Raw genomic sequence first — 22988 nt, forward strand, 5'->3', positions numbered from 1 at the left:
TGAGGAGTGAGGGCATTACCGCGGGGATGTGATTACATCCCGTTGGTTTCTTTAACGAATAAATATCCTTTACTACGCACTGTTTTAATACGTTTAGGATTTTCAGGATCATCACCAATTTTTGGACGGATACGAGAAATACGAACATCAATTGAGCGGTCTTGACCATCATATTCAATACCACGTAGACGCTCAAAAATGTCTTCACGTGAAAGGATACGACCAGCATTAGATGCCAACAACCATAATAAGTCATATTCTGCACTTGTGAAATCTACAAGCTCACCGTTTAAGGTTACAGAACGACCACCATTATCAATCACTAAATCATCAAATTCGATACGTTGAGCAACTTCATCCTCTGGTGTTTTGTCTGTACGACGAAGCAACGCACGAATACGCGCTAATAGAACGCGTGGCTGAACTGGTTTCGCAACATAATCGTCTGCACCCATTTCAAGACCCAATACTTGATCCATGTCTTCAGTACGAGCAGTCAACATTAAAATCGGTTGATGATAATGTGGACGAACCTCACGACAAACAGTTAGACCATCAGCACCAGGAAGCATAACATCCAGCACCACCATATCCGGTTGCTCTGCGATAATACGACGGATTGCACGATTACCGTCTGGTTCTACCCCAACTTCTAATCCATTACGAATTAAATACTCTTGCGTTAAACGCGCAAGACGCTCGTCATCTTCAACGATCAAAATCTTTGGTAACTTTTCTTCTTGGCTCATAGAATGCCCCTATATTGTTACGATATCTGCTGATTAAACTTCACAGATTTACATCGATATGTTTTGCAATATACACACGTTTACATTGTAAACAAGAGCCTGTTCACGAAACTGATACACGAGCGTAGTCTTTTGTTATCTTTTTATTAACTATTGATAAATAGATAGTTTTGCCAAGTCGATCAATATTTTCAATCAACTTTAAACTTTCAAACACAAATCAATTTGATGATATTTTAAACAAAATATTTCAAAAAAATTATTTTCGAGAAGCAATATGCACTTTCAGAGTTATCCACAAACTTATCTATAAGCACTCTAAAAAGTCTCTGTTATGCTTAGCACCCTGTGACGCTGACTACATAACAAAAATGGCGGAACATGGAAAAAGTTAGGGAAATTTGAGTGTTAAACTCAGAAAAAAAATTATCAAAATGTCAATATTGATCTACCCTGAAATTTACCGTATCTTGTGTCTTAATTTACATTAAACCACTAAGTCTTGTGTTTACCCTCAAATATCGCGATAGCTCATTTTTTGAGTTTGTATCCGATTCAAATGGTCCATAAGCATAAAAATGATGAGAATGGAGCGACGCTGAAATGAGCGCTAATACAACCCCTGGTCAACTTCAAGTGATTAAACGCACTGGTGATGTTGCCACTTTTGATGCAGATAAAATCTCTGTAGCAATTGGTAAAGCATTTTTGGCTGTTGAAGGTCAACCAAGTGCAGATTCGAGCAGAATTCATGATCGTATTACTCAGCTGACTGAGATGGTGATGAATACATTTAAGCGTCGTTTACCTTCTGGTGGCACGATTCATATTGAAGAAATTCAAGATCAAGTTGAATTAGCTTTAATGCGCACAGGTGAACAAAAAGTAGCGCGTGCATACGTGATCTATCGTGAACAACGTGCTGAAGCGCGTAAAGAGTTAGGTGCTCATCATCACCCTACTCTTCAGATCACAGGTCAAAATGGTCAGCTCCAACCATTAGATTTGAGTCGTTTACAAGCGAAGATTGAAAAAGCTAGCGAAGGCTTAGAAGGCATTGATGTTCAAGCAATCATCGATGAAACTGTAAAAAACCTATACAACGGTGTTAAAGCATCAGACATCTCTACAACGATGATGATGGCGACACGTACACGTATTGAACAAGAACCAAACTATACGTATGTCACTGCACGTTTGTTGCGTGACAACTTAGTTGCAACAGGTCTTGAGTTTCTTGGTTTATCTAAAGACACGCTTGAAAATGATGCGCTTGAAACCTTCTTGAAAAAAGGTGTTGAGCTAGAGCTGCTTTCTCCAGAATTATTAAATTTTGATCTTGTAAAATTAGCGGCTGCGATTAAACCAGAACGCTCTAATCAATTTACATATTTAGGTCTTCAAACATTATTTGATCGTTACTTCATCCACTCTGATGGCGTACGTTTCGAATTACCACAATTATTCTTTATGCGTGTTTCTATGGGCTTGTCGCTCAATGAAGACAACCGTGAAGATCGTGCAATCGAATTCTATAACTTACTTTCTAGCTTCGATTACATGGCATCTACGCCGACTCTATTTAACTCAGGTACATTACGTCCTCAGTTATCAAGCTGTTATTTAACAACGATTGATGACGACTTGTTCGATATTTATGGCGCTATGCGTGATAACGCAATGTTGTCTAAATGGGCAGGCGGTTTAGGTAATGACTGGACACCAGTTCGTGCCTTGAACTCATACATCAAAGGTACTAACGGTAAATCGCAAGGTGTTGTTCCATTCCTTAAAGTAGCGAACGATACAGCTGTTGCAGTTAACCAAGGTGGTAAGCGTAAAGGTGCGGTATGTGCATATCTTGAAACTTGGCACTTGGATATCGAAGAATTCCTAGAGCTTCGTAAAAACACGGGTGATGACCGCCGTCGTACACACGATATGAACACTGCAAACTGGGTTCCAGATTTGTTCATGCAACGTGTATTTGAAGATGCTGAATGGACACTATTCACCCCGTCTGAAACACCAGATCTTCACGATTTAACGGGTGCTGAATTCGCAGAACGTTATGCTTACTACGAAAGCATTGCGAAAGAAACAGACATGCTTCATAAGAAAGTCCGTGCGAAAGACTTATGGCGCAAAATGTTATCAATGTTATTTGAAACAGGTCACCCGTGGATCACATTCAAAGACGTATGTAACTTACGTTCACCGCAACAACACGTAGGTGTGGTGCACTCTTCTAACTTGTGTACTGAAATTACATTGAACACAAGCAAAGATGAAATTGCGGTATGTAACTTGGGTTCAATCAACCTTGTTCAACACGTTCAAGGTGGTCAATTAGACCGTGAGAAACTTGCTCGCACGATTAAAACTGCAGTTCGTATGCTCGATAACGTCATCGACATTAACTACTATGCAGTTCCACAAGCGCGTAATTCAAACTTGAAACACCGTCCAGTGGGTATGGGTATCATGGGCTTCCAAGATGCACTATACGAAATGAAGATTGCTTACGGTTCTGATGCTGCGGTTGAGTTTGCAGATGAGTCTATGGAAGTGATTTCTTACTACGCGATTCAAACTTCAAGCGATTTGGCGGTTGAACGTGGTACGTATGAAACATTTAAAGGTTCATTGTGGGATCAAGGTATTTTACCAATTGACTCTCTTGAGCTCGTTGCGAAATCTCGCCCAGAACGTATGTTTGAAGTCGATCGCACACAACGTTTGGATTGGGACACGTTACGTGCCAAAGTCCAAAAAGATGGTATGCGTAACTCGAACGTGATGGCCATTGCACCGACTGCAACCATTTCAAATATTTGTGGTGTATCTCAATCTATTGAGCCAACATTCCAAAACTTATATGTGAAATCGAACTTGTCTGGTGAGTTCACTGTCATCAACCCTTACCTCGTTCGTGCATTAAAAGAACGTGGTCTTTGGGATTCTGTGATGGTCAATGACCTGAAACATTTCGAAGGTTCAGTACAAAAAATTGCGCGTATTCCTGAAGAGTTAAAAGCAATTTTCGCGACAGCATTTGAAGTTGAAGCACGCTGGATTGTTGATGCTGCATCACGTCGTCAAAAATGGATCGACCAAGCACAATCTCTTAACCTTTACATCTCTGGTGCAAACGGTAAGAAATTGGACATCACGTATAAGATGGCATGGTTACGTGGTCTTAAGACGACTTATTATCTTCGTGCATTGGGTGCGACATCTGCTGAGAAATCTACGATTAACACAGGTGCATTAAACGCAGTTAAACCTGCGACAGTTGCAGCACCAGTAGCAGCAGTTGCTCAAGAAGCTAAACCTGAAGCAGCAGCGTCAGAAGAAGGCTTCGAACAAGCAGCGCCAGTGCCAATGGCATGTTCAATTGACAACCCTGATTGTGAAGCTTGTCAATAATCTGACAGGTTTTAAATCCTCCCCCTTGTGAAGCTTTGCTTCTCACCGTTAATAAAGGAGGGGGATTCCTCGAAGCAAATGGCGGGATGCAAGTCCCCCTTTGCAAAAGGGGGATTTAGGGGGATTTCTTAAACTTGATGAACAAAACAGGAGGAAATTAAATATGAGTTTTATAGACGGAAATAAAAATGGCCTGTCTATAGAAACTATAAACAAGCCATTTGAAACCCAAGCTTTCAGAGAAAATAATTCCCTGAATAGCTAAAAGTAGTCAGTTGTTAAATTGTCGAGACTTAACGCTGAATACTTTAGCAAAGTTTAGGGTATGAGTCACTCCTCTGAAAGCATCTTTTACAAAAAGGAGATGCTAATGAGAGTTATGTGCTCATTGGATAAACCTGTCAGTGTATGCGATTACACTCGAGTTCGATTTAATCGACTTGAATATGTTCGCGCTCATTGTCGGAGTTTTCCAAACCAAGCTCAATTAAACTTATGGTAAAAATCGAGAGGCGTTATCGCCTCTCACTTAAATCAAGGAAACCACCATGCCCCATATGACCCATAACTATATGTTAGGACTTGCGGTATTGGTCTTTGCCTTTATTTTCTTTTACACGCCGATGGTCTATGCATTTTTAGCCATTCGCAAACAACAGAAGCGTAAGCAAAATAAGTAGTGCGGAAATTCAATCTACTCAAACGAACAAATTGAGTACATTCATCGGCAAAACTTAATTTTGCTTACACAATATAAGCGTATAGTAGGATGTCTCACGTTGAGATGTCTGAATAAAAAGATATAAGCAACGTAGAGAGAATTGATATGTCTATCCTCAGTTGGGACGATTTCGAAGATGATGAACCGAAACAAACTGCACAAGCACAGCAGTCTGCGCCCATCGAACCGCAAAAAGCGCCTAATCCACAAGTGGTATCTGATGCACGCAACGAACCGACGCGTGTGGCAGCTGCACAACCCGCTCGAACCAGTTCAAACGGAACAACAAATTCAGCCGATCCGTTGGCAAGAGCATCTAACGCCTTAGAACATTTGGACGTTGCTCCAGGTCTTGAAGAGTTAGAGATGGGCGCTCAACGTGTTCAAGTTGATGATAAAGCAATGATCAACTGTCGCGCTGACTTGAACCAACTTGTACCATTCAAATACGAATGGGCTTGGCAAAAATATCTAGATGGTTGTGCAAACCACTGGATGCCACAAGAAGTTAACATGAACCACGATATCGCACTTTGGAAGTCAGAAGATGGCTTAACTGAAGATGAGCGTACCATCGTGATGCGTTCTTTAGGCTTCTTCTCTACTGCCGATTCGTTGGTTGCAAATAATTTGGTTCTTGCGATTTACCGACACATTACTAACCCTGAATGCCGTCAGTACATCTTACGTCAATCATTTGAAGAAGCGATTCACACGCATGCTTACCAATATTGCATCGAATCTTTAGGTATGGATGAAGGCGAAGTCTTCAACATGTACCGCGAAGTTCCATCAGTTGCGCGTAAAGCGGCATGGGGCTTGAAGTACACTCAAGAATTAAGTGATCCAACATTCAAAACAGGCACACCTGAAACAGATCAAATCTTGCTTCGCAACTTGATCGCATTCTACTGTGTTCTTGAAGGTATTTTCTTCTACTGTGGTTTCTCTCAAATCTTGTCAATGGGTCGTCGTAACAAGATGAATGGTGTTGCTGAGCAATTCCAGTACATCTTACGTGATGAGTCAATGCACTTGAACTTTGGTATCGATATGATTAACCAAATCAAGATTGAGAACCCACATTTGTGGACTGCTGAGTTCCAAGAAGAAATCATTCAAATGATTCTTGAAGGTACGATGCTTGAAATCGAATATGCACGTGACACAATGCCACGCGGTGTATTAGGTATGAATGCTGCAATGATGGAAGAATACTTGAAGTTCATCGCAAATCGTCGTTTAGCTCAATTAGGTTTACCTGAGCAATTTGCTGGTGTGAACAATCCATTCCAGTGGATGTCAGAAATGATGGACTTACGTAAAGAGAAGAATTTCTTCGAAACTCGCGTAACAGACTATCAAACTGGTGGTGCGTTAAGCTGGTAATAGATCACGTTATCGTCACGCGACACATTGTTTGTCAAAAACGACACATGGTTTGTCATAAGACGACGCAAGGTTTGTCAAAATATCAATAGACACAGAAATTATCATTGATGCTAATTTCAATATATACCCAATAAGAGATCTAGGTTTCTTATTGGGTAACTTAAAAACATATCACTTTAAAATTTTAAATCTGAAATTGAATATAAAAGTTTGGCTAATTCTGGCTAAGGGGTAATTGTGCTTTGAATAATCAAACAAATAATTAATTTCAAAATAAATAATCAATTAAGAAGGTAAAAATGGGCTTACAAAGTAAATTTTTAACATTTAACACTAATATCCACATAACTCGTCAAAGCGAGGAATATAAGAATGCACGTGAAAAAGACGATAGCATTACAGAAGACATTCGCAAAAAATTTCGAGAAAATGGCTATCCTGTTCAAGAAGATTTCATTCAAGGTTCTTTAGCAACTAACACAGCAATCAAGGAAAAAGGAAAAGACTTCGATATAGATAGAGCGATAGTCATCAATGAAAATGACGCCCCTACTGATCCAACTATACCGAAGAAGGTTGTCTTAGAAATTCTAGAAAATAGAGGTTTCAAGAACGCTAAAATTAAAAAACCTTGTGTCACTGCTGACTATAAAAATGAGGATTTACATATTGATATCCCTATTTATAGTAAATCGGAGAGCGGTTATTACAAATTAGCTGTGGGCAAGAAAAATTCTGATGAAAATAATAGGGAGTGGTCTGACTCAGATCCCAAAGGATTAATTGATTGGATCAATGCTAAAGATAGTTCAGGCATTTATGAAACACAGAAACTCCAGCAATTTAAACGAGTAACTAGATATATAAAAAGATGGAGAAATATCAAATTCCATGAAGAAACATGTAGAAAAATTTTTTCAATCGGTCTAACCGTGATGATTAAAGAAAAATTTCAGAGTTCGATTAATGATGAAGGTCTTGAAAATGATCTAGAAGCTTTGAAGAATACTATCGATCAAATACTAGATCAGTCAAATTACTTTTTATACCAAAATGAGAGTCAATGGACAGTAACAGTTGATTTACCTGTATCACCATACAGGGACATCTTCTCTGGCAGTAGTGTAAATACAGGTACTCAATTGAAAAATAAGCTATCTACATTAAGAAATAACTTAAAAAAAGTCATTGATGAGTCAGATGAAGCTAAACAATGTGATCTATTAAGAGAAATATTTGGTGAAGATTTCCCTGAAGGAACTAAAAATAATTCAAAAAACGAAGCAGCTAAGGTCGTATTTTCCTCAGCTGGATCTGTAGGAACATCTCAAGGCGCATGAACTATCAATTCATAATTCAGCATCTACAAAGCTGTGGATACTCAGTATCTACAGCTGAATTGCTAACTCTAGATACAATAGAAGTTAATGTAACTATTGGGTGTTACGACGTTAAGCTGATTCATATTAAAGTTAAAGAATTAACTTCAATGCCCGCATTTTACTTAAAAAATCCACAACAGTTCCCTAGGTTAGCACATACGACATCTTACAAAGATTTCAATTTAGCTAGTCTATGTGTAAATGTCACAGATTCTGTCTCAATTAATTATGAAGTTCCAGAAATTGCATTTGAAGACTCCTTAAAGAGACATATTGAATTACTAACAAAAAGTTTAACCAATTCGACTTGGAATAAAGATGAACTATTAAGAGAATTTTTAGCTAGTTGGTATAGCTTAAATGATACAAAATTTAATGATGTTCTTTGTCTAGTAGATTCACCTGAATTTTGTAAATTAAAAGTTTATGCGCCTGAGGGGAAATATGGATTAAAAAGTAGCGTGTTAGTTCACCCTGAAAATTATGATCTTGCAACAAAAGAACCTTTTTTTAAAATCCAAGTAGCTCAAAGAAAAAAGAGTCCTGATTTGGGTTGTGTTCTCCCTTTACCTAATCTTTCCTCTATTCCATGGAATGTATCAGACCTTCCTGTATGGTTTTTAGAACATATTGAATTATTAGATTCTGATACAAAACAACGCTTCTTAACTACTTTTGCTCAAATTAGAAAGAATATTTTTTGGATAATATTCAATATTGACACTCCATCAGGAAAATCTTGGTTTGGATTGAAATTTCAGCATAAAAAAAATAAAGTTAATAAGACCCTTCCGCTTAGACTAGAAAGCTTCGCCGAATGGAATATAGAAGCATGCTCGATTAAATTATTTGATAAATCAAGCCTAATTCCCCGTGGTGGTGCCTTTACTGATCTACAAGAGAAAAAAGTCTTATTGGTAGGCTGTGGATCAGTAGGTGGATATATTGCAGACCAGCTCGCCTCATGTGGACTAGGAAGCCTAACGCTAGTTGATTCAGATACAATATCAATTGAAAATACATACAGGCATTACCTTTCAATCGATTACTTAAATTGGGAAAAAACTACAGGACTACAGGTTAAAATTTCAACAAAATATCCTTGGATCAACATCAAGCCTGTTAAGGGATGTTTATTGAATCTTAGAGATATTTCTATTTTAAATTCATTTGATCTAGTTATTATCGCTATAGGTTCTCCAACAAAAGAACGGATATTTCATGATTACTGTATTAAGAATAACGTAGAAACAGCCGTAATTAATGCATGGACAGAAGGTTATGGAGTTGGTGGGCATGCAGTTTTAGATATTCCTGAACAAAAAGGATGCTTAAGATGTGCTTATCTAGATAATAAAAATTTATGTCGAGGCTTGGTATCCAATCTTAATTTTTTAAAACCAAATCAAGATTTAACAAGGAATCTTTCAGGATGTGGTAACGCTTTTCTACCCTATTCAAACTTATCTGCCATTCAGACCGCCAGCATCACTACAGATTTAGCTTTAAAATTTTTACAAGGGAAAGTCAAAGATTCTTCAAAGGTAAGCTGGAGAGGTTCTGATGTAGACGCTTTAAATGAAAATTTAGAGTTAACTAATCGTTATTCTAGCTTTTCAAAATCATTACTAATCACACCACTATTGAATCCAGAATGTGATATTTGTAATGAATGATCAATTAACTGTTCATGTTTCCGACGCTACTGTTCATATCAATAAAGACATCATTGAAATATGGGAACAGTATCGTCAAATCTCATCTGAGTCTAAAGAAGCTTGTGGGATATTGATAGGACATCAAATTCAAAGTACTGAAATCTTTCAAGTAGAATTTGTTACTACCCCACAAAAACTAGACATTAGAACTAGGTATAACTTTGTAATGAAAGATCCATTTCACCAGAAGTTTCTCGATACAAAGTATAAAGAATCTAATGGTACATCTGTTTATTTAGGCACATGGCATAGCCATCCAGAATCGATACCTACACCATCTTCGATTGATAAGCAAGATTGGGAAAATTGCATAGCGAGAAATCATAATAGAAGACTATTTTTTGTAATCGTTGGCATTAAAGAAGTTAAAATTTACACTGTTCAAAATAGCTATTTAAGTACATCTTCAGCCTTGAGGTTTTAATAAAAAAACATGAGTGACACCAATTCTTTGCCTAAATTTGAACTAATACAAAGTAAACTAGAACCATTGGATAACTTACTAACAGCCAAATCATATATCGATGGAATAAAATCTGTTTTAACTTGGGAGAGAATCGGACTATTCATAAGCAAATCAAACAAAAACTTATTAATCTTATTGATTACCTCAGAAAGAATCGAATCTCTTCTGCGGGTTAATCTCTGCGAAATTGATTTGTTAAATTTTCTGGATTACCTTTCAGGTGCTCGATCTACTATCGAGCTACGAGCTACGGATAATATTTTAACATCCGATGATATTGTAAACTTAGAAACGATAAACTCTCTATGGACAACATATGAGTTTTCTAGCGTAAATCTAAAGACCAAGCCATTAAAAATAAAGTTTATAAAAGACTTTTACAGTAATAAGAAAAAGACTGGCCGAGGTAAACAATTCACTAGTAAAACTATCACTAGCTTAATGATTGAGAGTCATGGACGCTGTATGTTTACAGGCTGTGGTGAACGATTAGATATAGATCAGCTTACAGGAGCAAAGGGAAACTTTGCTTATAATGCACATAATATTGCATCTTCAGACAATGGTGAGAGAGGTATACCTTTCTTATCTGAAATGCTTTCTGATGAACCCAATAATGTTTTATTACTATGTGATAAGCACCATAGATTAATAGATAAAGTAGCTCCAAGTAATTATGATGCAGAAACTCTAAATAGCATGAGAAAAGCACATAGTGAAATGGCTCAACAACTTTTAGATGCTCTTGCATTTGAGCCAATTCCAGTATACTCAGTTCTTTGGCCTGTTCATGGCCAACCTGCCTCCAATCCCAACTTAAAAGAGATTTCATCTAGCCTTCTCCCATTACGCTATAGAGTCAATGGCTGCCTCATTCCCCTGTGTGACAGTACTATGAATGGTGAACTCTTCAATACACAGATGATTCAGCATATTGAGAATGAAGCAGCAAAAATTATCAACCAAACCAGAACGACTCATCATAAAGCGGCTATTTTTGCATTTGGCCCTATGCCAGCCTTAATTGGCTTAGGCGCATTGCTAGGAAATAAGGGGGAATTTATCCCTATGTTAAAGTTTAGGGATAGCCAAAAATGGGAATGGCCAAGTCCAACAATGGTAGATCCTTTTAATGAAATAATTGGACTAGACAAACTTAAAAATAACAATGAAGTTGTTCTATGCATTCATGCTACAGCTAAAGTGGATCAGGTACTTGAAAAGGCCCAGCAATTAGCAGAAAGCATTGATAATCAAGTCGTGGAAATATCTACTTTACCTGAGTATATGGGGAGTAAAAGTATGCCCCACCCATTAAACGTTAAAGCTCTTACTGCTCAAATACAAAAACTATTACATCAGTTTAAAAGTGAGTATGGCATTGCCTTAGTACATTTATTCATAACAGCACCGAATGCTGCATGTGTTGCTATAGGACAAGGGATTGATAAAAATCACCCTGATGTAATCGTTTACGACTATAAACAAGCTGGCTTAGAGTCTGTATTAAGGATTAATAGCACTGAAAATGGCAATGAGCTTATATCAGTTTAAAAACAAAAGGCTTGGAAAATATTTTGAGCCTTTTAATTTTGAAAATTACAGAATGTTAGAAACTCTAAAATATTAGCATCCAATACTTTTAACCAATCCATTAGTTCAATCACATCCAGCCGTCTTTCCAAAATTTCAACTTTAGAGACATAAGATTGAGGCTTATTCAAAAGACGAGCAAGCTCAACCTGAGTCACATTTTTTGACTCACGAAGTTCTATAAGTTTTTTAATTAGGTCTTGATACCTAGGATCGTGTATTGAGCGCATGGCTCAATATCAGTTACAATTAAAAATATCCCAAAATAGGATATTTTTAATTTAACTCTATCTGTTTACTGAATTTTTTCTTTTGGATAATCATTGAACGATAGTCTAGGAATTCACTGTGAAGCAAAAATTTTCTATAGCTAAAATCAACAGCATTGTTAAAAAGAATTTAGCAGGTGTAAGTGTTGAGCAGATCTGCGAAGAGTACAAAATCAGTGTTGCTACTTTCTATCGTTGGAAAGCAAACTATATAGATATCAATGAGCAAATTCTGATTCGCTTAGATAAATTAGAACAAGAAAATTTGGCTCTCAAACAAATGTATGCTGAAGAAAGATTATCTAAGCGCCTGAAAATGTAAGGCGTTCTCCCCCAAATATCGAATGTCTACGAAGATATTTTACATTAAAAGTATCTTAGATAGCATCCACTGTCATAATAGTCGATTCTTTAAAGAGATTATGAAACCTGACCTTTTCCAAAAAATCGGATGAAATCCTAACGTCTTTTTTCCAAGTATTAGTTACCAATTTTTCACTGTCCATCTTGGAAAATTGACTCATTAATATTTGTAGATCCACTAGAAAACCTTCTTTGAGGCAATCGCTAAATATTGATTCCTTAGGGTCCACTAAAGAAAATACTTGGGAATGCATCAATAAAATTAAACTTTCACTAAAATGTGAATATGGTTTTTTCATGCAAATAATAAGTAAGGTTCGATAAATAGCTCGACTGATATCAACAATGCTACTATTGTCCTCGACTCCCATTCGATAAAAAATTACCAATGCAGCTAAAGCATCTAAGCTAGCTAATCGTTCCAGCTGTATCAGTTTTCTAGGAGATAAACTTTCAACTAACTTCCTATCACAATTATATTTATTGGGTTTATAGAGTATCCTTTGAACTTCCCACGACAGTTTTCCAATGCCGTCTTTTAAAAGTAAATCTAAATTTATTGAATTTTTCATGGCTTGCCAAAGCACATGATTAATTATTAACGAACTACCTTGTACGGCTGCTTCAGCTTTATCTATAAGTTTTGGATGAGGAACATTTAAACCATTCTTATAGTTTCTCCACTTCCGATCATTATCAGTTACCCCCCCATTCACTACTCTAATTTTATCAGGCTCAATTATTTTTGCTATTTCAGATGGTAGTTGCGCATCTAAACCAAGTTTTATGTGCGAATACCATAGAGCAACCCGTATTTGATCGATTACATCCCTTTTATTAATTCTAACTTTTCCAATATTTTCGTTTTGCAAAACATAACCCATAAAATTCAAACAAAATCCTTAAATATCAATTGTTTAAAAAAATATTTCCGGAAAAAGTTTAGTGATTTATTCAACTTGTACAGATATAGTCTCAAGTATAAGCTTTTGTTGAGACAGGTTACTACCAGGAACTCAATGGAAATCCATCCCATAGTCGATGCAACTACAATAGAAAAAGAGTTATTCGATCGTTACGGCCCGCTAATGACAGATGATGCACTACGAATCGCTTTAGGCTACAAATCCACGGAAGCCTTTCGACAAGCTTTAACGCGTAAAACAGTCCCAGTTCCTGTTTTTAGTATCCCCAATCGGCGTGGCAAATATGCCTTAGTAAAGGATGTTGCTACATGGCTGGCAAATCAAAGGAATGCTATTTTAGATTCTCAAGATAACCATTAAATTCTCAATAATCGAAAATGACCTTGGAGTGATTATGAAAAGTTAGAAAAAAAATCAATAAAAAACGGACCCTTAAAAGGATCCGTTTGTGACTTTATATAGAAGAATATAAAGACCTGAGAATCATAGTATCTTCTCTATATCGTCACCAGTCAAGTGAGTGCTATTCAATAGTAATAGTACAGATTAGCTCATTCTCAAAAATCTATTGAGAATAGGATTACTTCTGGATGAACAGATATGCCTTATCGAACCGTATTTTTAAAAACTGATATTCAAACAGGTATCCTAGAACAAATCAGGATAGCTTTTGAATCAACTGCAAATGTAGCAGCCACACTTCATGGACAACGCAAAATCTACCAAGGTGCTTTTGGTCGTCGAACTTCACTTTTCCCGAGTGAAAAATGTTGCGGAGCAATACCCTTAGAAAGCCGACTTGAACTCGCTCATGCAATCTCATTAGAACAAGATCCCAACATCTTAAATTATCGCTCACAAGCATTAAAAATCTTGCTAGCCAATGAACAGTATTGTTTTCCAGATTTCTTGGTTCAAACAAAAGAAGGTGCTTATGAGGTTCATGAAGTCAAACCATCCATAGCATCATTATCAATAGATGACTTAAATCGCTTTGCGATACTTTCTGAACTACTCCACTCAATGGATATTACTTTTAAGCTAATAGATCACTCAAACTTACCAAGTGAAACAGAAATATCTCAACTGCTTTACTGGTATCAGAGAGGACATCGATTCAGCTGGAGTACTTTCGAAATCAATTATGCTTTAGACCTGTTAAAACTCAATGAATTTGAAAACTCAAATCAAGCCTATAAAACACTTGAATCAATAGGCCTCAAGCAAGAACTAGCTGATTACTTATTTTTTCATCAAAGAATAACAATTGGCCCAGTCAAACAAGAAATCAGTGAGGCCTATTGACATGGACAATGTTCTTTTAACCCCACAACCAGGTTTTCGTTTTTATTTTAAAGAACATCCTGACTATATTTTTGAAATCGGTTCTGTAACCTATAATGATATACGATATGCAGCCATCGCTGGTGGAAAGTCATTTTCAATTACTCCGAATGAGTTTGAAAACCGCTACAAAGAAGGTGAAATTCTATGTGTATTTTCACCTGATAAGCTGATGATCAACCCTAAACACAGTTCAGAAATACACCGTAAAGAACGTTATGTTATAAGTGCTCTTCAAACTCTAAAATCCCCTACGAGCCCTCAAAATTTATCAAAATTAATAGAGCATATCTCGACTGAAATTCAAGATCCCAACCCTCCTTCCTGCCGTACTGTCGCAAGGTGGATTACTAAATATAAAAATTTTTCGCAGAACAAGCTCTGTTTACAAGATAAATATATAGGTAATCATCACTTAAGATTCCCACCTGAAGTCTACCAAATTCTGAATCAAGCAATTAATGAAGTCTATTTAAAACCTGAATATAGAACTGGTAAAGACGTACAAGCCTATATGCTTGGTCGATTCATAGAGCAAGGGATATCATTGGAACAGTTACCAACACTGAGGAGTATCCAACGACACATCAAAAAACTAGACCCTTATATTGAATTAAAAATAAAGAAAGGATCTCGTATAGCGAAGAAAACTTTTCAAGCTGCCGGCAAAAGCATTATTAGTCCTTTTGCTCTTTATATGGTCGAAATTGATACACATTATCTCGATATTATTATAGTAGACCCAAAGAATAAGGTTGCTTTAGGACGACCATTTCTTGCTTGTGCAATTGATGTTTATTCAAGAGCAATTGTAGGTACATATATCAATATGTATCCACCTAGCGCTGCAACTACTTTAGAAACAATTAAGGACATGGTTACTCGGCCGAATCATAAATTACCAGGAGGTATTCCGAGTATTATCATTCCTGATAATGGAATTGAGTTTAAAAATAATTCACTTGCGCGAGTGTGCGAACAGCTGAAAATTACTTTAACTCCATCTCAAGTCGGTACTCCAAATAACAAGCCTCATATTGAACGCTTTTTTAGCACACTCACTCATGGGATCCTTCAAAAGTTACCTGGCACAACTTTTTCAAATCCGATAGATAAAGGGAGCTATAACTCCAATAAAATTGCTCAATTAACTTTAGAACAATTGAAAAAATATATAGATACATGGATCCACGATGTCTATCACAAATCTATTCACCATACGACTGGTCGCTCTCCTATTATTATGTGGCAAGATGCAATTGAAGATATTCGCCCCAGTTTTCTCACTGATATAGATGCAAAAATTTTATGTCGCAGGCCTATTGAAAGAAGTATTAATCACGGTCAGGTCCGTGTAGACGGCATTAGTTATTTTTCTCATTCACTTACAACATTACAAGCACAAGGCATAAAAACCGTTACTGTGCTAATTGACGATTTAAATTTAAATGAAGTTTATGTTGTAGACCCTAATAATAAAGATGTAGTTATTCAAGCAGACTCAACCAATCAAAATTATACATTTGGCTTGTCACGCGTAACACATCTTGAAGTGCAAAAGTTAAAGAAAGCCCAAACTCGATCTGACAAACAAAGGATTGGTCCAATGTCGGACTTATATCACCTGTATAAACTTATGCACGAGATACAAAGCAATCTTATTAAACATAAACCGAGATTAAAGCCCCTTACTTTAGAACTTCCCAAACAATTAAAAAAAGTTGAAGAACAACTTTTTTCTAAAGAAAAGGATCTTTCTGAACAACCTGTTTCTACTATAAATACACCAACACCAATTGAGCAGTTTGGTTCTTTGGAGGTATTTAAACATGGAAAAATTTGATAATCGATTCGATAAAATTAGATCTATTAACAATATTGTCATTACTTCAAATGAGTTTATGACAGCTTTTACAGGTATCCAAGATTGTGTCAAAAGAAGTATTTCCTATAGTGAACCAGTTGGAAGTATGTTGCTCGCAGAGGGTGGATTAGGAAAAACAACGTTGTGCAAAACAATTTTAAGTTTGATGCCACGTTCAGAAAAAACAGAAAAGGATTATAAAAAATCTATTATTCCAGTATGTTATGTCGAAGTACCCTCACCAGCTACTGTAAAGTCATTGGCCATAATGATGCTTAAAGAACTGGGAGATGTTACTTGTGAAAATGGATATGGAACAACTGAATATCTAACAAGTAGGCTTATTCATTTACTTGCTCAATGCGAAACTAAGCTCATATTTTTAGATGAGTTCCATCATTTATTTGAGCGTAAACCTACATCGACGAGAATGAATCGGACTACGGGGAATTGGATTAAAACTTTAGTGAATAGAACTGGTATCAGCTTTTGCTTGGTTGGTTTACCTGAGTTTGTTCCACTACTTCAAATTGATAGCCAAATTGCACGTAGATTTCCATTCATCTACCACCTAAACCCATTAACTGTTGATCCATCACAGGGTAACAGTATGTTTGCATTTCTTGCCGAAGTTTCAAGAACTCTTAATAAGCAAAATATCACTTTTATGCCAGCACTAGATAGCCAACTTGTCGGTATGCAAATTCAATTAGCAACGAAAGGCTATCACTCATACATAATGAGTCTGATTAGAGAAAGTATTACGCATGCTTTAAACGATGGAAGGCAAGTCGTTAATTTTAATGATTTTAGTTATGCCTGGAAACTAGGTATCACACTATACATTAGCAAACAAAGTAAAAATCCATTCGAAATGAATATTTCTCAAATCATATCACTCATGAAATAAATATCATTATGCAAAATTCTCTTTTAATACAAGCAATCCCTTATGAAGATGAATCGCCAATCAGCTTCCTACTCAGAACAGCAAAACTTAATGCACATAGCTCAATCTTTAATTTAGTTGGCAAAGAAAACTATCAATCCATCATTAAGAAATCTCTTAATTACCATCTAGCGGATGATGTTCGCTTTGGTTTAGTTTTGAATGCTTTAAATATAGATAGTGAATATGCTTGTCTAGCTTTTGAAAGATCAGGTCCTACAAATAGATCTCCAAGAACAATAGGTGCTATTGAAGTTCCTCATGAGTTATTTGAATTAGACAACATACGCTACTGTCCTATTTGTCTTGGAGAAAGTGCATATTTAAAAAAATTATGGATGCTCAAACCAATTTACGCATGTCCGATTCATTTATGCTTTTTAATTGATTCTTGTCCAAACTGTGAGAATCCAATTACATCAAAAGCAGGTGTTCAAAACTGTTCTTGCTGTGGTTATGAACTTGATAAAGCCCCAATCAGAGAAGCAAACTCTATTGAAACCATTTATTGGTTTATCGACGTTCTAAACTTCAACTCCAACAAATTATTCAAAGAGTTTGCGGCTTGCTGGAATGCTTTTAATAACTTCTTTAAGTTCGATAGATCTAACACCGATTTGAAAGTTTTCCTTTCCGTATATGAATACTTTCATCATCCTGAACTTTCAGCACTCAAGCTCAGTGCTCTTATTAATTCTAGAATCAATTACTCACATCCTAGGGTACAGTTAATACCATTTTTAAAATATGAGAATTTTTTCAAGAAGCACATTAAAGTCGTTGAACAAAATGCAGATAAATACAAAATAAGTGAAAAAAGTATTTCTATAAAACTTAGAAACCATCAGATAAAACGTATTTTGAAAGTTTCACGTTTTGAGCTTGAGAAATTGATTGAAAGCGACTATCTAAAGCTAGGGAGAAAAGAACTTTATCGTGGAAATATATCGAGTATAGATATAGAACGCTTTCTTTTAGGCTTAATAGACAAGGATGAATCTATAGCCGACACACTGCGTGACACGACTATCGTTAATGACCACATTTGTCTAAAAGAAATTTCTAAAGTTTTAGAAATCAATTATGAAACTGCTCGTAAACTAGCAAATATTGGATGGTTCAATCTAGAACAAAATGAAGTAGATGTAGCTACTCCTAAGCAATATTCAAAGAACAAACTTCATGAATTCAATAGAAAATATATGCTGATTGCTCCTTTAGCAAAACAGTTGAAAGTATCCCCTACAAATCTCATGGAGAAATTAGCATCAATAGGTATTAAGCCCGTTCATGGGCCACATATTGACTCTACGCCTATTAACATTTTTTTAAAGACAGATGTTCAAGATATAAGTACAGCTGATTTAGAGGTCATTCAACACTATCCAACACGTACAGGTAGGCGAAAAGACAAGTCAGAATCAATAAATACCAGTACAAATTATTACTCTTTAAAAGAAGCAGCTGCACTTTTAGGAGTTAGCCCAAATAAAGTTGCGGTACTGGTCCAAAGAGGTATTCTTAGTAAAGATAAGAACGATCCTCACTCAGTTCAAATCCAGACTAATTCGCTATTAAATCTTAAGAAAAAACTCGATAGCGAGGATTATGTTCCTTACTCAGAGGCAGCAAAACAATTGAGTTGTCCTATAAATTGGATGAAAAAATATTGGTGTGATACAGGATTCTTACAAATTGAAGATTTAGTTTATTGGAAACTAGTTAAAAGAAATGAAATCACTGAAGTATTGAAACTTAAAGAAGATTTCGTTACTGGTGCAGAAGCCAGTGCACTATTAGGTTTACCTCACTCTCACATCACCAACCTACAAAATCAAGGTCTTATAAAAGCTTATCATTTTGGAGACAGTGAAAAGAAAATTAGGCTTTTCAATATAAATGATATTCTGTCATTGAAACATTAACCGCTTAATCTTATAAAATTAGCGATATATAACAATGCTAATACGCACGAGTTCTTTAAGGAAAAAAATTTATGAGTAGTTTAAAAGATGCTTTTGAAATTTTAGAAAAAGTATTAACCCTTGTATTACCCTACGTTCAAAAAACAAAAAAAGATATCCAACTATATAAAGACTTAAAAGAGCAAACTAATGATCAACAAGAAAAAGAAGAATATGATTCCAAAATTAAAGATTTATTAGTTTATAAGAGCACGAAAGGTTCGGGATTCACAAATATAAGCATAAGGGATTTCAATAAAAGATTTCCAAGTGCTCAGCTACACTCCCACCATTATAAGTTTATGACTGATCAAGAAAATAGGCTAGTGAAAATAAGTCGTAATTTAGATGGAAATATAACAAATGTAGAGTCAATGATAAGCAAAGAGAAAATGAATAAGGATGAAATGAAAAATGCTAGAAATATGTTTTTAGGATTCTTCATTATGCTGATCCCTACTTTTTTAAAATCCTCATTTATGATGTCTCTCTTTGCTAAATACACACCAACAATCAATCAAATGTTTGAAAATAAATTGTTTTTATCTATTTTATTAATTTCATGTCTTTTAATATCCACCTTTGTAATAATCAGATCGATTAAAAATGTATTTGATATATATACATTACAAGAACTAATAAAATACAAAGTAATTCAAGAAATACCAACTATTCATACACAACTTACATCTGCTTCAGAAGTCGTAATTGATCAAACAAATTCTCAAGTTACAGGTAGAACGGAAAATGATTAGTAAATCATAAAATTGAATACCCTTCTTTGAAAGAGTGGTAATCCCCGTAAAAATAAAAGGATTTAAAAGTAGAATTTCTCCTAATATAAAAGCAGTCCATAACGCGCTTAAAAGTATCTACAAAATCTGTAGATATTCAATTGGGCGCAAAATTTTCGCCAAATTTCTAAAGCACTAAATTTCAATAAGACTACCTTTCTAGCAAGCTATTGGGCACTCATTCAACTAATCTATCAGCTATCTTGAACAAGTTTCACTTTAAGGGTTAAGAAAGTATTAACCCTGTAGCCCTTAAATGCAAAAATTAAGCAGATATAGGAGAATTAAACTCATAACCTAGCGAATCAGCAAACTTTTTAGTCAATGAATTAATTTTTTGAAATCCATTCATGTCCTGTTTTTTTAGATAATCTACTAATTTTTCATCTAGTAAAAGGTTTAGTCGGTATATTTCAGCTTGTCGATCATGTTCATCTGATTGGTTTTCTGCAAATAGTACTTTCATAGCCAACTTATATCTTAAATACCAATAATAGGTTAAAGCTTCTGGATAATCTAAGGGATCTGGTAGTGGCTTATTCTCGTCTTTCACTTTACGAACTACATCATTTAAAACGCCTGTGACCGAGTAAGGAATATTTTTTTCTCCTTGTACTGTCGATTGAATCTTAATACCCTTTTTTGAATCATGCAGAATAACTGCTTTAATAATTTGTCTGTTAAGCGGTTTAAGTTCTTTAATATATGGATGTTTATGCAAATAGATTTGCTCAATAAATTTTGCTTTAAGGTCAAGTTCAGGTGATGTATCGACAGGCTTTCCAAGCAGAAATGTGAGTACATCTTTATCTGAAAATGTAGGTAATATCGCTCCTAGTAATAACTTCAGCTCCAATTTATTGCTATAAACTTTAACACCGACTAGTTTATTGGCTTTACTTCTTAAGGAATATTCATTCAAAGTTAATGCAGTATAGATTTTAAAATCCAAACGATCCATAGATGGAATAGATGTATCAGTATTCACCAAGTTTTTAATCGCAGGCTCAACTGCTTCTGGTGAGTAACGCCCATTATTTACATCGTCGGGAAGATGGTAAGCATTTAATTCGCTTCTGATCCATTCATCCATTTGATTACATGAAGCAGCTAAATCCTTATATATCGAATTAATTTGTTTTAAATAATTTTTAGGCATTGCATAAGTAAGACATGTCATGAAATCAGCTAGAAGTGCATTATTAGCTAATTCTTGTTCAGATAGTGAAGTACATAGCTGAATAGATGTATAAGTATAGTTTGCCTTTTCCTTCGCTTGTGCTCGTAAAAAACTAAAAAATTTTGACCGGTATTGTTTCCCGAAGCGATAAAAAAGAGTTAGTATCTTCATAGCTAAGCTTTTATCATGCTGGTAATACTCATCAAAAGAAATGCCTGTTAATTCAGCTATAAACTTTTTCGTATCTTTCAAGTGATCATGCGGATCTGCACCAGGATACTCAGATCCAAGATAATTAATAAGATCAGTATAGGACCCATTAGCTTTATCAGGATGACCAATTTCAAAAGGTGACTTAAAAATCTCACGTTTTTGTTCATCTGTAATCAAATTATGATAAAGAACTTCTGATAGATAGACATATCCTTCTGACGTTGAGAACCTACCTCCTTTAATTGTTCTTTGTTGTTGAAATAATTTATCAGTTAACAGTACTCCTAAACCACCAGTCGAATACTCTAGTTGGAGTTCTTCAAAATACTTTTGAATAATTAAATTCATAATTTGTGATGGCATTACTAATTTCCCTTATAAATCTATTAAATATTGATATGCAGGAGGTAACACATCAAATGTGAATACCTCCTCTCCTTTATCTGCTTAGAATTCTAGCTTGTAGGAACCATATCCGTACTTGGTGGATTGTGAGTCTTGTTATCTTGCAACAGTGCTGCCTCCTGAGATTTAGTTATTCCTGGTCGTCTTTTACAGTCTTCAAATAACTGAGCCATCCCTTGAACTTGTTCACGGGTATAGGGTGTTTTCGATTTACTATTCTCTTGAAGTTGTAACGCGATAACAGCTGGACTTACCCCATTTTGTACTAACTTAGCTACTCGTTTAACTGTTACACCTGCGCGACTTGTTGGATGACTTAATTGATCGAGAGCATCGATTGTGCTGTTAACTATTTTGTTGCTCATACAAATTTCCCTTAGTTAAGATTAATTTAAGTAGACCATATGTACTACCTCTATAAGCGTAGAGAAAATGAAAGAAAAAATAATGGGGAGTTTTTTTTTAAAAAATAAATTATTGATTTTATTTAAAATACTATTATTCATATAATACCTTTGGACTGGAGCTGACCAACAACTAGATAAATTACATACCACTGACTGGACAGCTGAAGGTAGAGGTATTTATTACTTTGGTTTGACAAGGCAGCCGATAATAAAAAGCTTAAATCATTAGGTAGAGGAAAACCTGTTCCTAATATTCCTAAGGAACTAGAAGAAATGTTAATTGCAGATAGTCCATCAGCTCAGGAAGGTAAAATTCAAGTTGTTGTTATAAGTTGCAATAGAATAGCTTCTTGAAAACACATTTCAAAAATTGACAGAGGTTGTGTCGTTTTATCAAAAAATTGACAGAGGTTGTGTCGCTGACTCTTGTCATCATGTGTCGCAATGCTTTCTAAGTAATTGAATTGAAGAGTATCGAAATGACAAACCTTGTGTCGCATGACGGTTATTGTATCTAAAAATAAAAGAGCCTTATATGGCTCTTTTATTTTTTTTACTCAAGCAGGTTTAGTATGGTACAAGAATAAAAAAATAAAATAGCAGGGTTAAGTTTTCAGATTAAAATTTTCATATTCACATGTTTATTTGATCATCAAAATCAATCAAAGTTAAAGCACTGAGTTTTCAACCAATTTAAGAGTATCGAATTATGCAAGCACTCCTTTAAATCCAATGTGAATAATGAGTAATGAGCAGATTATTCTTCAAACTCAGGCAAAATGATCTCTATAACCTAATTCTGCAACACATATCGAGTTATAAACTTAGACATTACTACTCCCCCCATACTAGCCACCTGA

The 22988-nt window shown here is 35.5% G+C and carries 19 protein-coding genes; 14 read left to right on the forward strand and 5 right to left on the reverse strand.

Annotated features, from left to right (window positions below):
* Positions 1–32: 32 nt before the first annotated feature.
* Entirely contained in the window at positions 33–749 is a 717-nt protein-coding gene (gene bfmR, locus AC1M85_RS11520; protein ID WP_035267251.1) for a response regulator transcription factor BfmR, read from the reverse strand.
* A 603-nt stretch (positions 750–1352) separates the two neighbouring features.
* On the opposite strand from bfmR, the gene AC1M85_RS11525 reads away from it, so the two are divergent.
* The 7 genes from AC1M85_RS11525 to AC1M85_RS11555 all read left to right on the forward strand — a co-directional run bounded on the left by AC1M85_RS11525 (position 1353) and on the right by AC1M85_RS11555 (position 11411).
* Positions 1353–4178, forward strand: a complete 2826-nt coding sequence (locus AC1M85_RS11525; protein ID WP_481589064.1) for a ribonucleoside-diphosphate reductase subunit alpha — start codon at positions 1353–1355, stop codon at positions 4176–4178.
* 548 nt (positions 4179–4726) lie between these two features.
* Positions 4727–4858 carry a YhgE/Pip domain-containing protein gene (locus tag AC1M85_RS11530; protein ID WP_179999438.1) on the forward strand — a complete coding sequence of 44 codons (132 nt, stop codon included), beginning with the start codon at positions 4727–4729 and terminating at the stop codon, positions 4856–4858.
* A gap of 146 nt (positions 4859–5004) precedes the next feature.
* Complete coding sequence (locus AC1M85_RS11535) at positions 5005–6288, forward strand: ribonucleotide-diphosphate reductase subunit beta (RefSeq protein ID WP_035267248.1); 1284 nt, start codon at positions 5005–5007, stop codon at positions 6286–6288.
* A gap of 302 nt (positions 6289–6590) precedes the next feature.
* Positions 6591–7631 (forward strand): SMODS domain-containing nucleotidyltransferase, encoded by a 1041-nt coding sequence (locus AC1M85_RS11540; RefSeq protein ID WP_488213103.1) that lies wholly within the window; start codon positions 6591–6593, stop codon positions 7629–7631.
* Positions 7628–9349 carry a ThiF family adenylyltransferase gene (locus AC1M85_RS11545; protein ID WP_488213104.1) on the forward strand — a complete coding sequence of 574 codons (1722 nt, stop codon included), beginning with the start codon at positions 7628–7630 and terminating at the stop codon, positions 9347–9349. Before AC1M85_RS11540 ends, AC1M85_RS11545 begins: the two co-directional genes overlap by 4 nt.
* Positions 9342–9815 carry a Mov34/MPN/PAD-1 family protein gene (locus AC1M85_RS11550; protein ID WP_488213105.1) on the forward strand — a complete coding sequence of 158 codons (474 nt, stop codon included), beginning with the start codon at positions 9342–9344 and terminating at the stop codon, positions 9813–9815. The genes AC1M85_RS11545 and AC1M85_RS11550 overlap by 8 nt, the downstream gene beginning before the upstream one ends.
* Positions 9816–9824: 9 nt before the next feature.
* A complete protein-coding gene (locus AC1M85_RS11555) occupies positions 9825–11411 on the forward strand; it encodes an SAVED domain-containing protein (RefSeq protein ID WP_488213106.1) in 1587 nt (528 codons plus the stop codon).
* Between the two features lie 32 nt (positions 11412–11443).
* Here AC1M85_RS11555 and AC1M85_RS11560 read toward each other — a convergent pair whose 3' ends face one another.
* On the reverse strand, positions 11444–11680 hold the full coding sequence (locus AC1M85_RS11560) for a helix-turn-helix domain-containing protein (protein ID WP_312208957.1): 237 nt from the start codon (positions 11678–11680) through the stop codon (positions 11444–11446).
* 118 nt (positions 11681–11798) lie between these two features.
* On the opposite strand from AC1M85_RS11560, the gene AC1M85_RS11565 reads away from it, so the two are divergent.
* Positions 11799–12041: a transposase gene (locus AC1M85_RS11565; protein ID WP_286381633.1), complete on the forward strand. Its 243-nt coding sequence runs from the start codon at positions 11799–11801 to the stop codon at positions 12039–12041.
* Positions 12042–12096: 55 nt separating this feature from the next.
* Here the strand turns inward: AC1M85_RS11565 and AC1M85_RS11570 are convergent, their stop codons facing one another.
* A complete protein-coding gene (locus tag AC1M85_RS11570) occupies positions 12097–12966 on the reverse strand; it encodes a hypothetical protein (protein ID WP_488213876.1) in 870 nt (289 codons plus the stop codon).
* Positions 12967–13101: 135 nt separating this feature from the next.
* On the opposite strand from AC1M85_RS11570, the gene AC1M85_RS11575 reads away from it, so the two are divergent.
* The 6 genes from AC1M85_RS11575 (at position 13102) to AC1M85_RS11600 (ending at position 19884) form a co-directional block, all read left to right on the forward strand.
* Positions 13102–13368, forward strand: a complete 267-nt coding sequence (locus tag AC1M85_RS11575; RefSeq protein WP_004891668.1) for a hypothetical protein — start codon at positions 13102–13104, stop codon at positions 13366–13368.
* Between the two features lie 240 nt (positions 13369–13608).
* Positions 13609–14313, forward strand: a complete 705-nt coding sequence (locus AC1M85_RS11580) for a Tn7 transposase TnsA N-terminal domain-containing protein (protein ID WP_488213107.1) — start codon at positions 13609–13611, stop codon at positions 14311–14313.
* Position 14314: 1 nt separating this feature from the next.
* A complete protein-coding gene (locus AC1M85_RS11585; protein WP_488213108.1) occupies positions 14315–16195 on the forward strand; it encodes a Mu transposase C-terminal domain-containing protein in 1881 nt (626 codons plus the stop codon).
* Complete coding sequence (locus AC1M85_RS11590) at positions 16182–17126, forward strand: TniB family NTP-binding protein (protein WP_488213109.1); 945 nt, start codon at positions 16182–16184, stop codon at positions 17124–17126. The genes AC1M85_RS11585 and AC1M85_RS11590 overlap by 14 nt, the downstream gene beginning before the upstream one ends.
* 8 nt (positions 17127–17134) lie before the next feature.
* Positions 17135–19090, forward strand: coding sequence for a TniQ family protein (locus AC1M85_RS11595; RefSeq protein WP_488213110.1), 1956 nt, complete (start codon positions 17135–17137; stop codon positions 19088–19090).
* A gap of 71 nt (positions 19091–19161) precedes the next feature.
* Positions 19162–19884: a hypothetical protein gene (locus AC1M85_RS11600; RefSeq protein ID WP_488213111.1), complete on the forward strand. Its 723-nt coding sequence runs from the start codon at positions 19162–19164 to the stop codon at positions 19882–19884.
* A 304-nt stretch (positions 19885–20188) separates the two neighbouring features.
* On the opposite strand, the gene AC1M85_RS11605 is transcribed toward AC1M85_RS11600, so the two are convergent.
* Positions 20189–21679, reverse strand: a complete 1491-nt coding sequence (locus AC1M85_RS11605; RefSeq protein ID WP_488213112.1) for a hypothetical protein — start codon at positions 21677–21679, stop codon at positions 20189–20191.
* Positions 21680–21771: 92 nt separating this feature from the next.
* Positions 21772–22086: a hypothetical protein gene (locus AC1M85_RS11610; protein WP_488213113.1), complete on the reverse strand. Its 315-nt coding sequence runs from the start codon at positions 22084–22086 to the stop codon at positions 21772–21774.
* Between the last annotated feature and the right edge of the window lie 902 nt (positions 22087–22988).

The sequence above is a fragment of the Acinetobacter sp. 24-47-64 genome, assembly GCF_057737055.1.

Excerpts from the sequence above, each read along its gene's own strand:
- bfmR (WP_035267251.1), bottom strand. The coding sequence starts at position 749 with ATGAGCCAAGAAGAAAAGTTACCAAAGATTTTGATCGTTGAAGATGAC.
- AC1M85_RS11525 (WP_481589064.1), top strand. The coding sequence starts at position 1,353 with ATGAGCGCTAATACAACCCCTGGTCAACTTCAAGTGATTAAACGCACT.
- AC1M85_RS11530 (WP_179999438.1), top strand. The coding sequence starts at position 4,727 with ATGCCCCATATGACCCATAACTATATGTTAGGACTTGCGGTATTGGTC.
- AC1M85_RS11535 (WP_035267248.1), top strand. The coding sequence starts at position 5,005 with ATGTCTATCCTCAGTTGGGACGATTTCGAAGATGATGAACCGAAACAA.
- AC1M85_RS11540 (WP_488213103.1), top strand. The coding sequence starts at position 6,591 with ATGGGCTTACAAAGTAAATTTTTAACATTTAACACTAATATCCACATA.
- AC1M85_RS11545 (WP_488213104.1), top strand. The coding sequence starts at position 7,628 with ATGAACTATCAATTCATAATTCAGCATCTACAAAGCTGTGGATACTCA.
- AC1M85_RS11550 (WP_488213105.1), top strand. The coding sequence starts at position 9,342 with ATGAATGATCAATTAACTGTTCATGTTTCCGACGCTACTGTTCATATC.
- AC1M85_RS11555 (WP_488213106.1), top strand. The coding sequence starts at position 9,825 with ATGAGTGACACCAATTCTTTGCCTAAATTTGAACTAATACAAAGTAAA.
- AC1M85_RS11560 (WP_312208957.1), bottom strand. The coding sequence starts at position 11,680 with ATGCGCTCAATACACGATCCTAGGTATCAAGACCTAATTAAAAAACTT.
- AC1M85_RS11570 (WP_488213876.1), bottom strand. The coding sequence starts at position 12,966 with ATGGGTTATGTTTTGCAAAACGAAAATATTGGAAAAGTTAGAATTAAT.
- AC1M85_RS11575 (WP_004891668.1), top strand. The coding sequence starts at position 13,102 with ATGGAAATCCATCCCATAGTCGATGCAACTACAATAGAAAAAGAGTTA.
- AC1M85_RS11580 (WP_488213107.1), top strand. The coding sequence starts at position 13,609 with ATGCCTTATCGAACCGTATTTTTAAAAACTGATATTCAAACAGGTATC.
- AC1M85_RS11585 (WP_488213108.1), top strand. The coding sequence starts at position 14,315 with ATGGACAATGTTCTTTTAACCCCACAACCAGGTTTTCGTTTTTATTTT.
- AC1M85_RS11590 (WP_488213109.1), top strand. The coding sequence starts at position 16,182 with ATGGAAAAATTTGATAATCGATTCGATAAAATTAGATCTATTAACAAT.
- AC1M85_RS11595 (WP_488213110.1), top strand. The coding sequence starts at position 17,135 with ATGCAAAATTCTCTTTTAATACAAGCAATCCCTTATGAAGATGAATCG.
- AC1M85_RS11600 (WP_488213111.1), top strand. The coding sequence starts at position 19,162 with ATGAGTAGTTTAAAAGATGCTTTTGAAATTTTAGAAAAAGTATTAACC.
- AC1M85_RS11605 (WP_488213112.1), bottom strand. The coding sequence starts at position 21,679 with ATGCCATCACAAATTATGAATTTAATTATTCAAAAGTATTTTGAAGAA.
- AC1M85_RS11610 (WP_488213113.1), bottom strand. The coding sequence starts at position 22,086 with ATGAGCAACAAAATAGTTAACAGCACAATCGATGCTCTCGATCAATTA.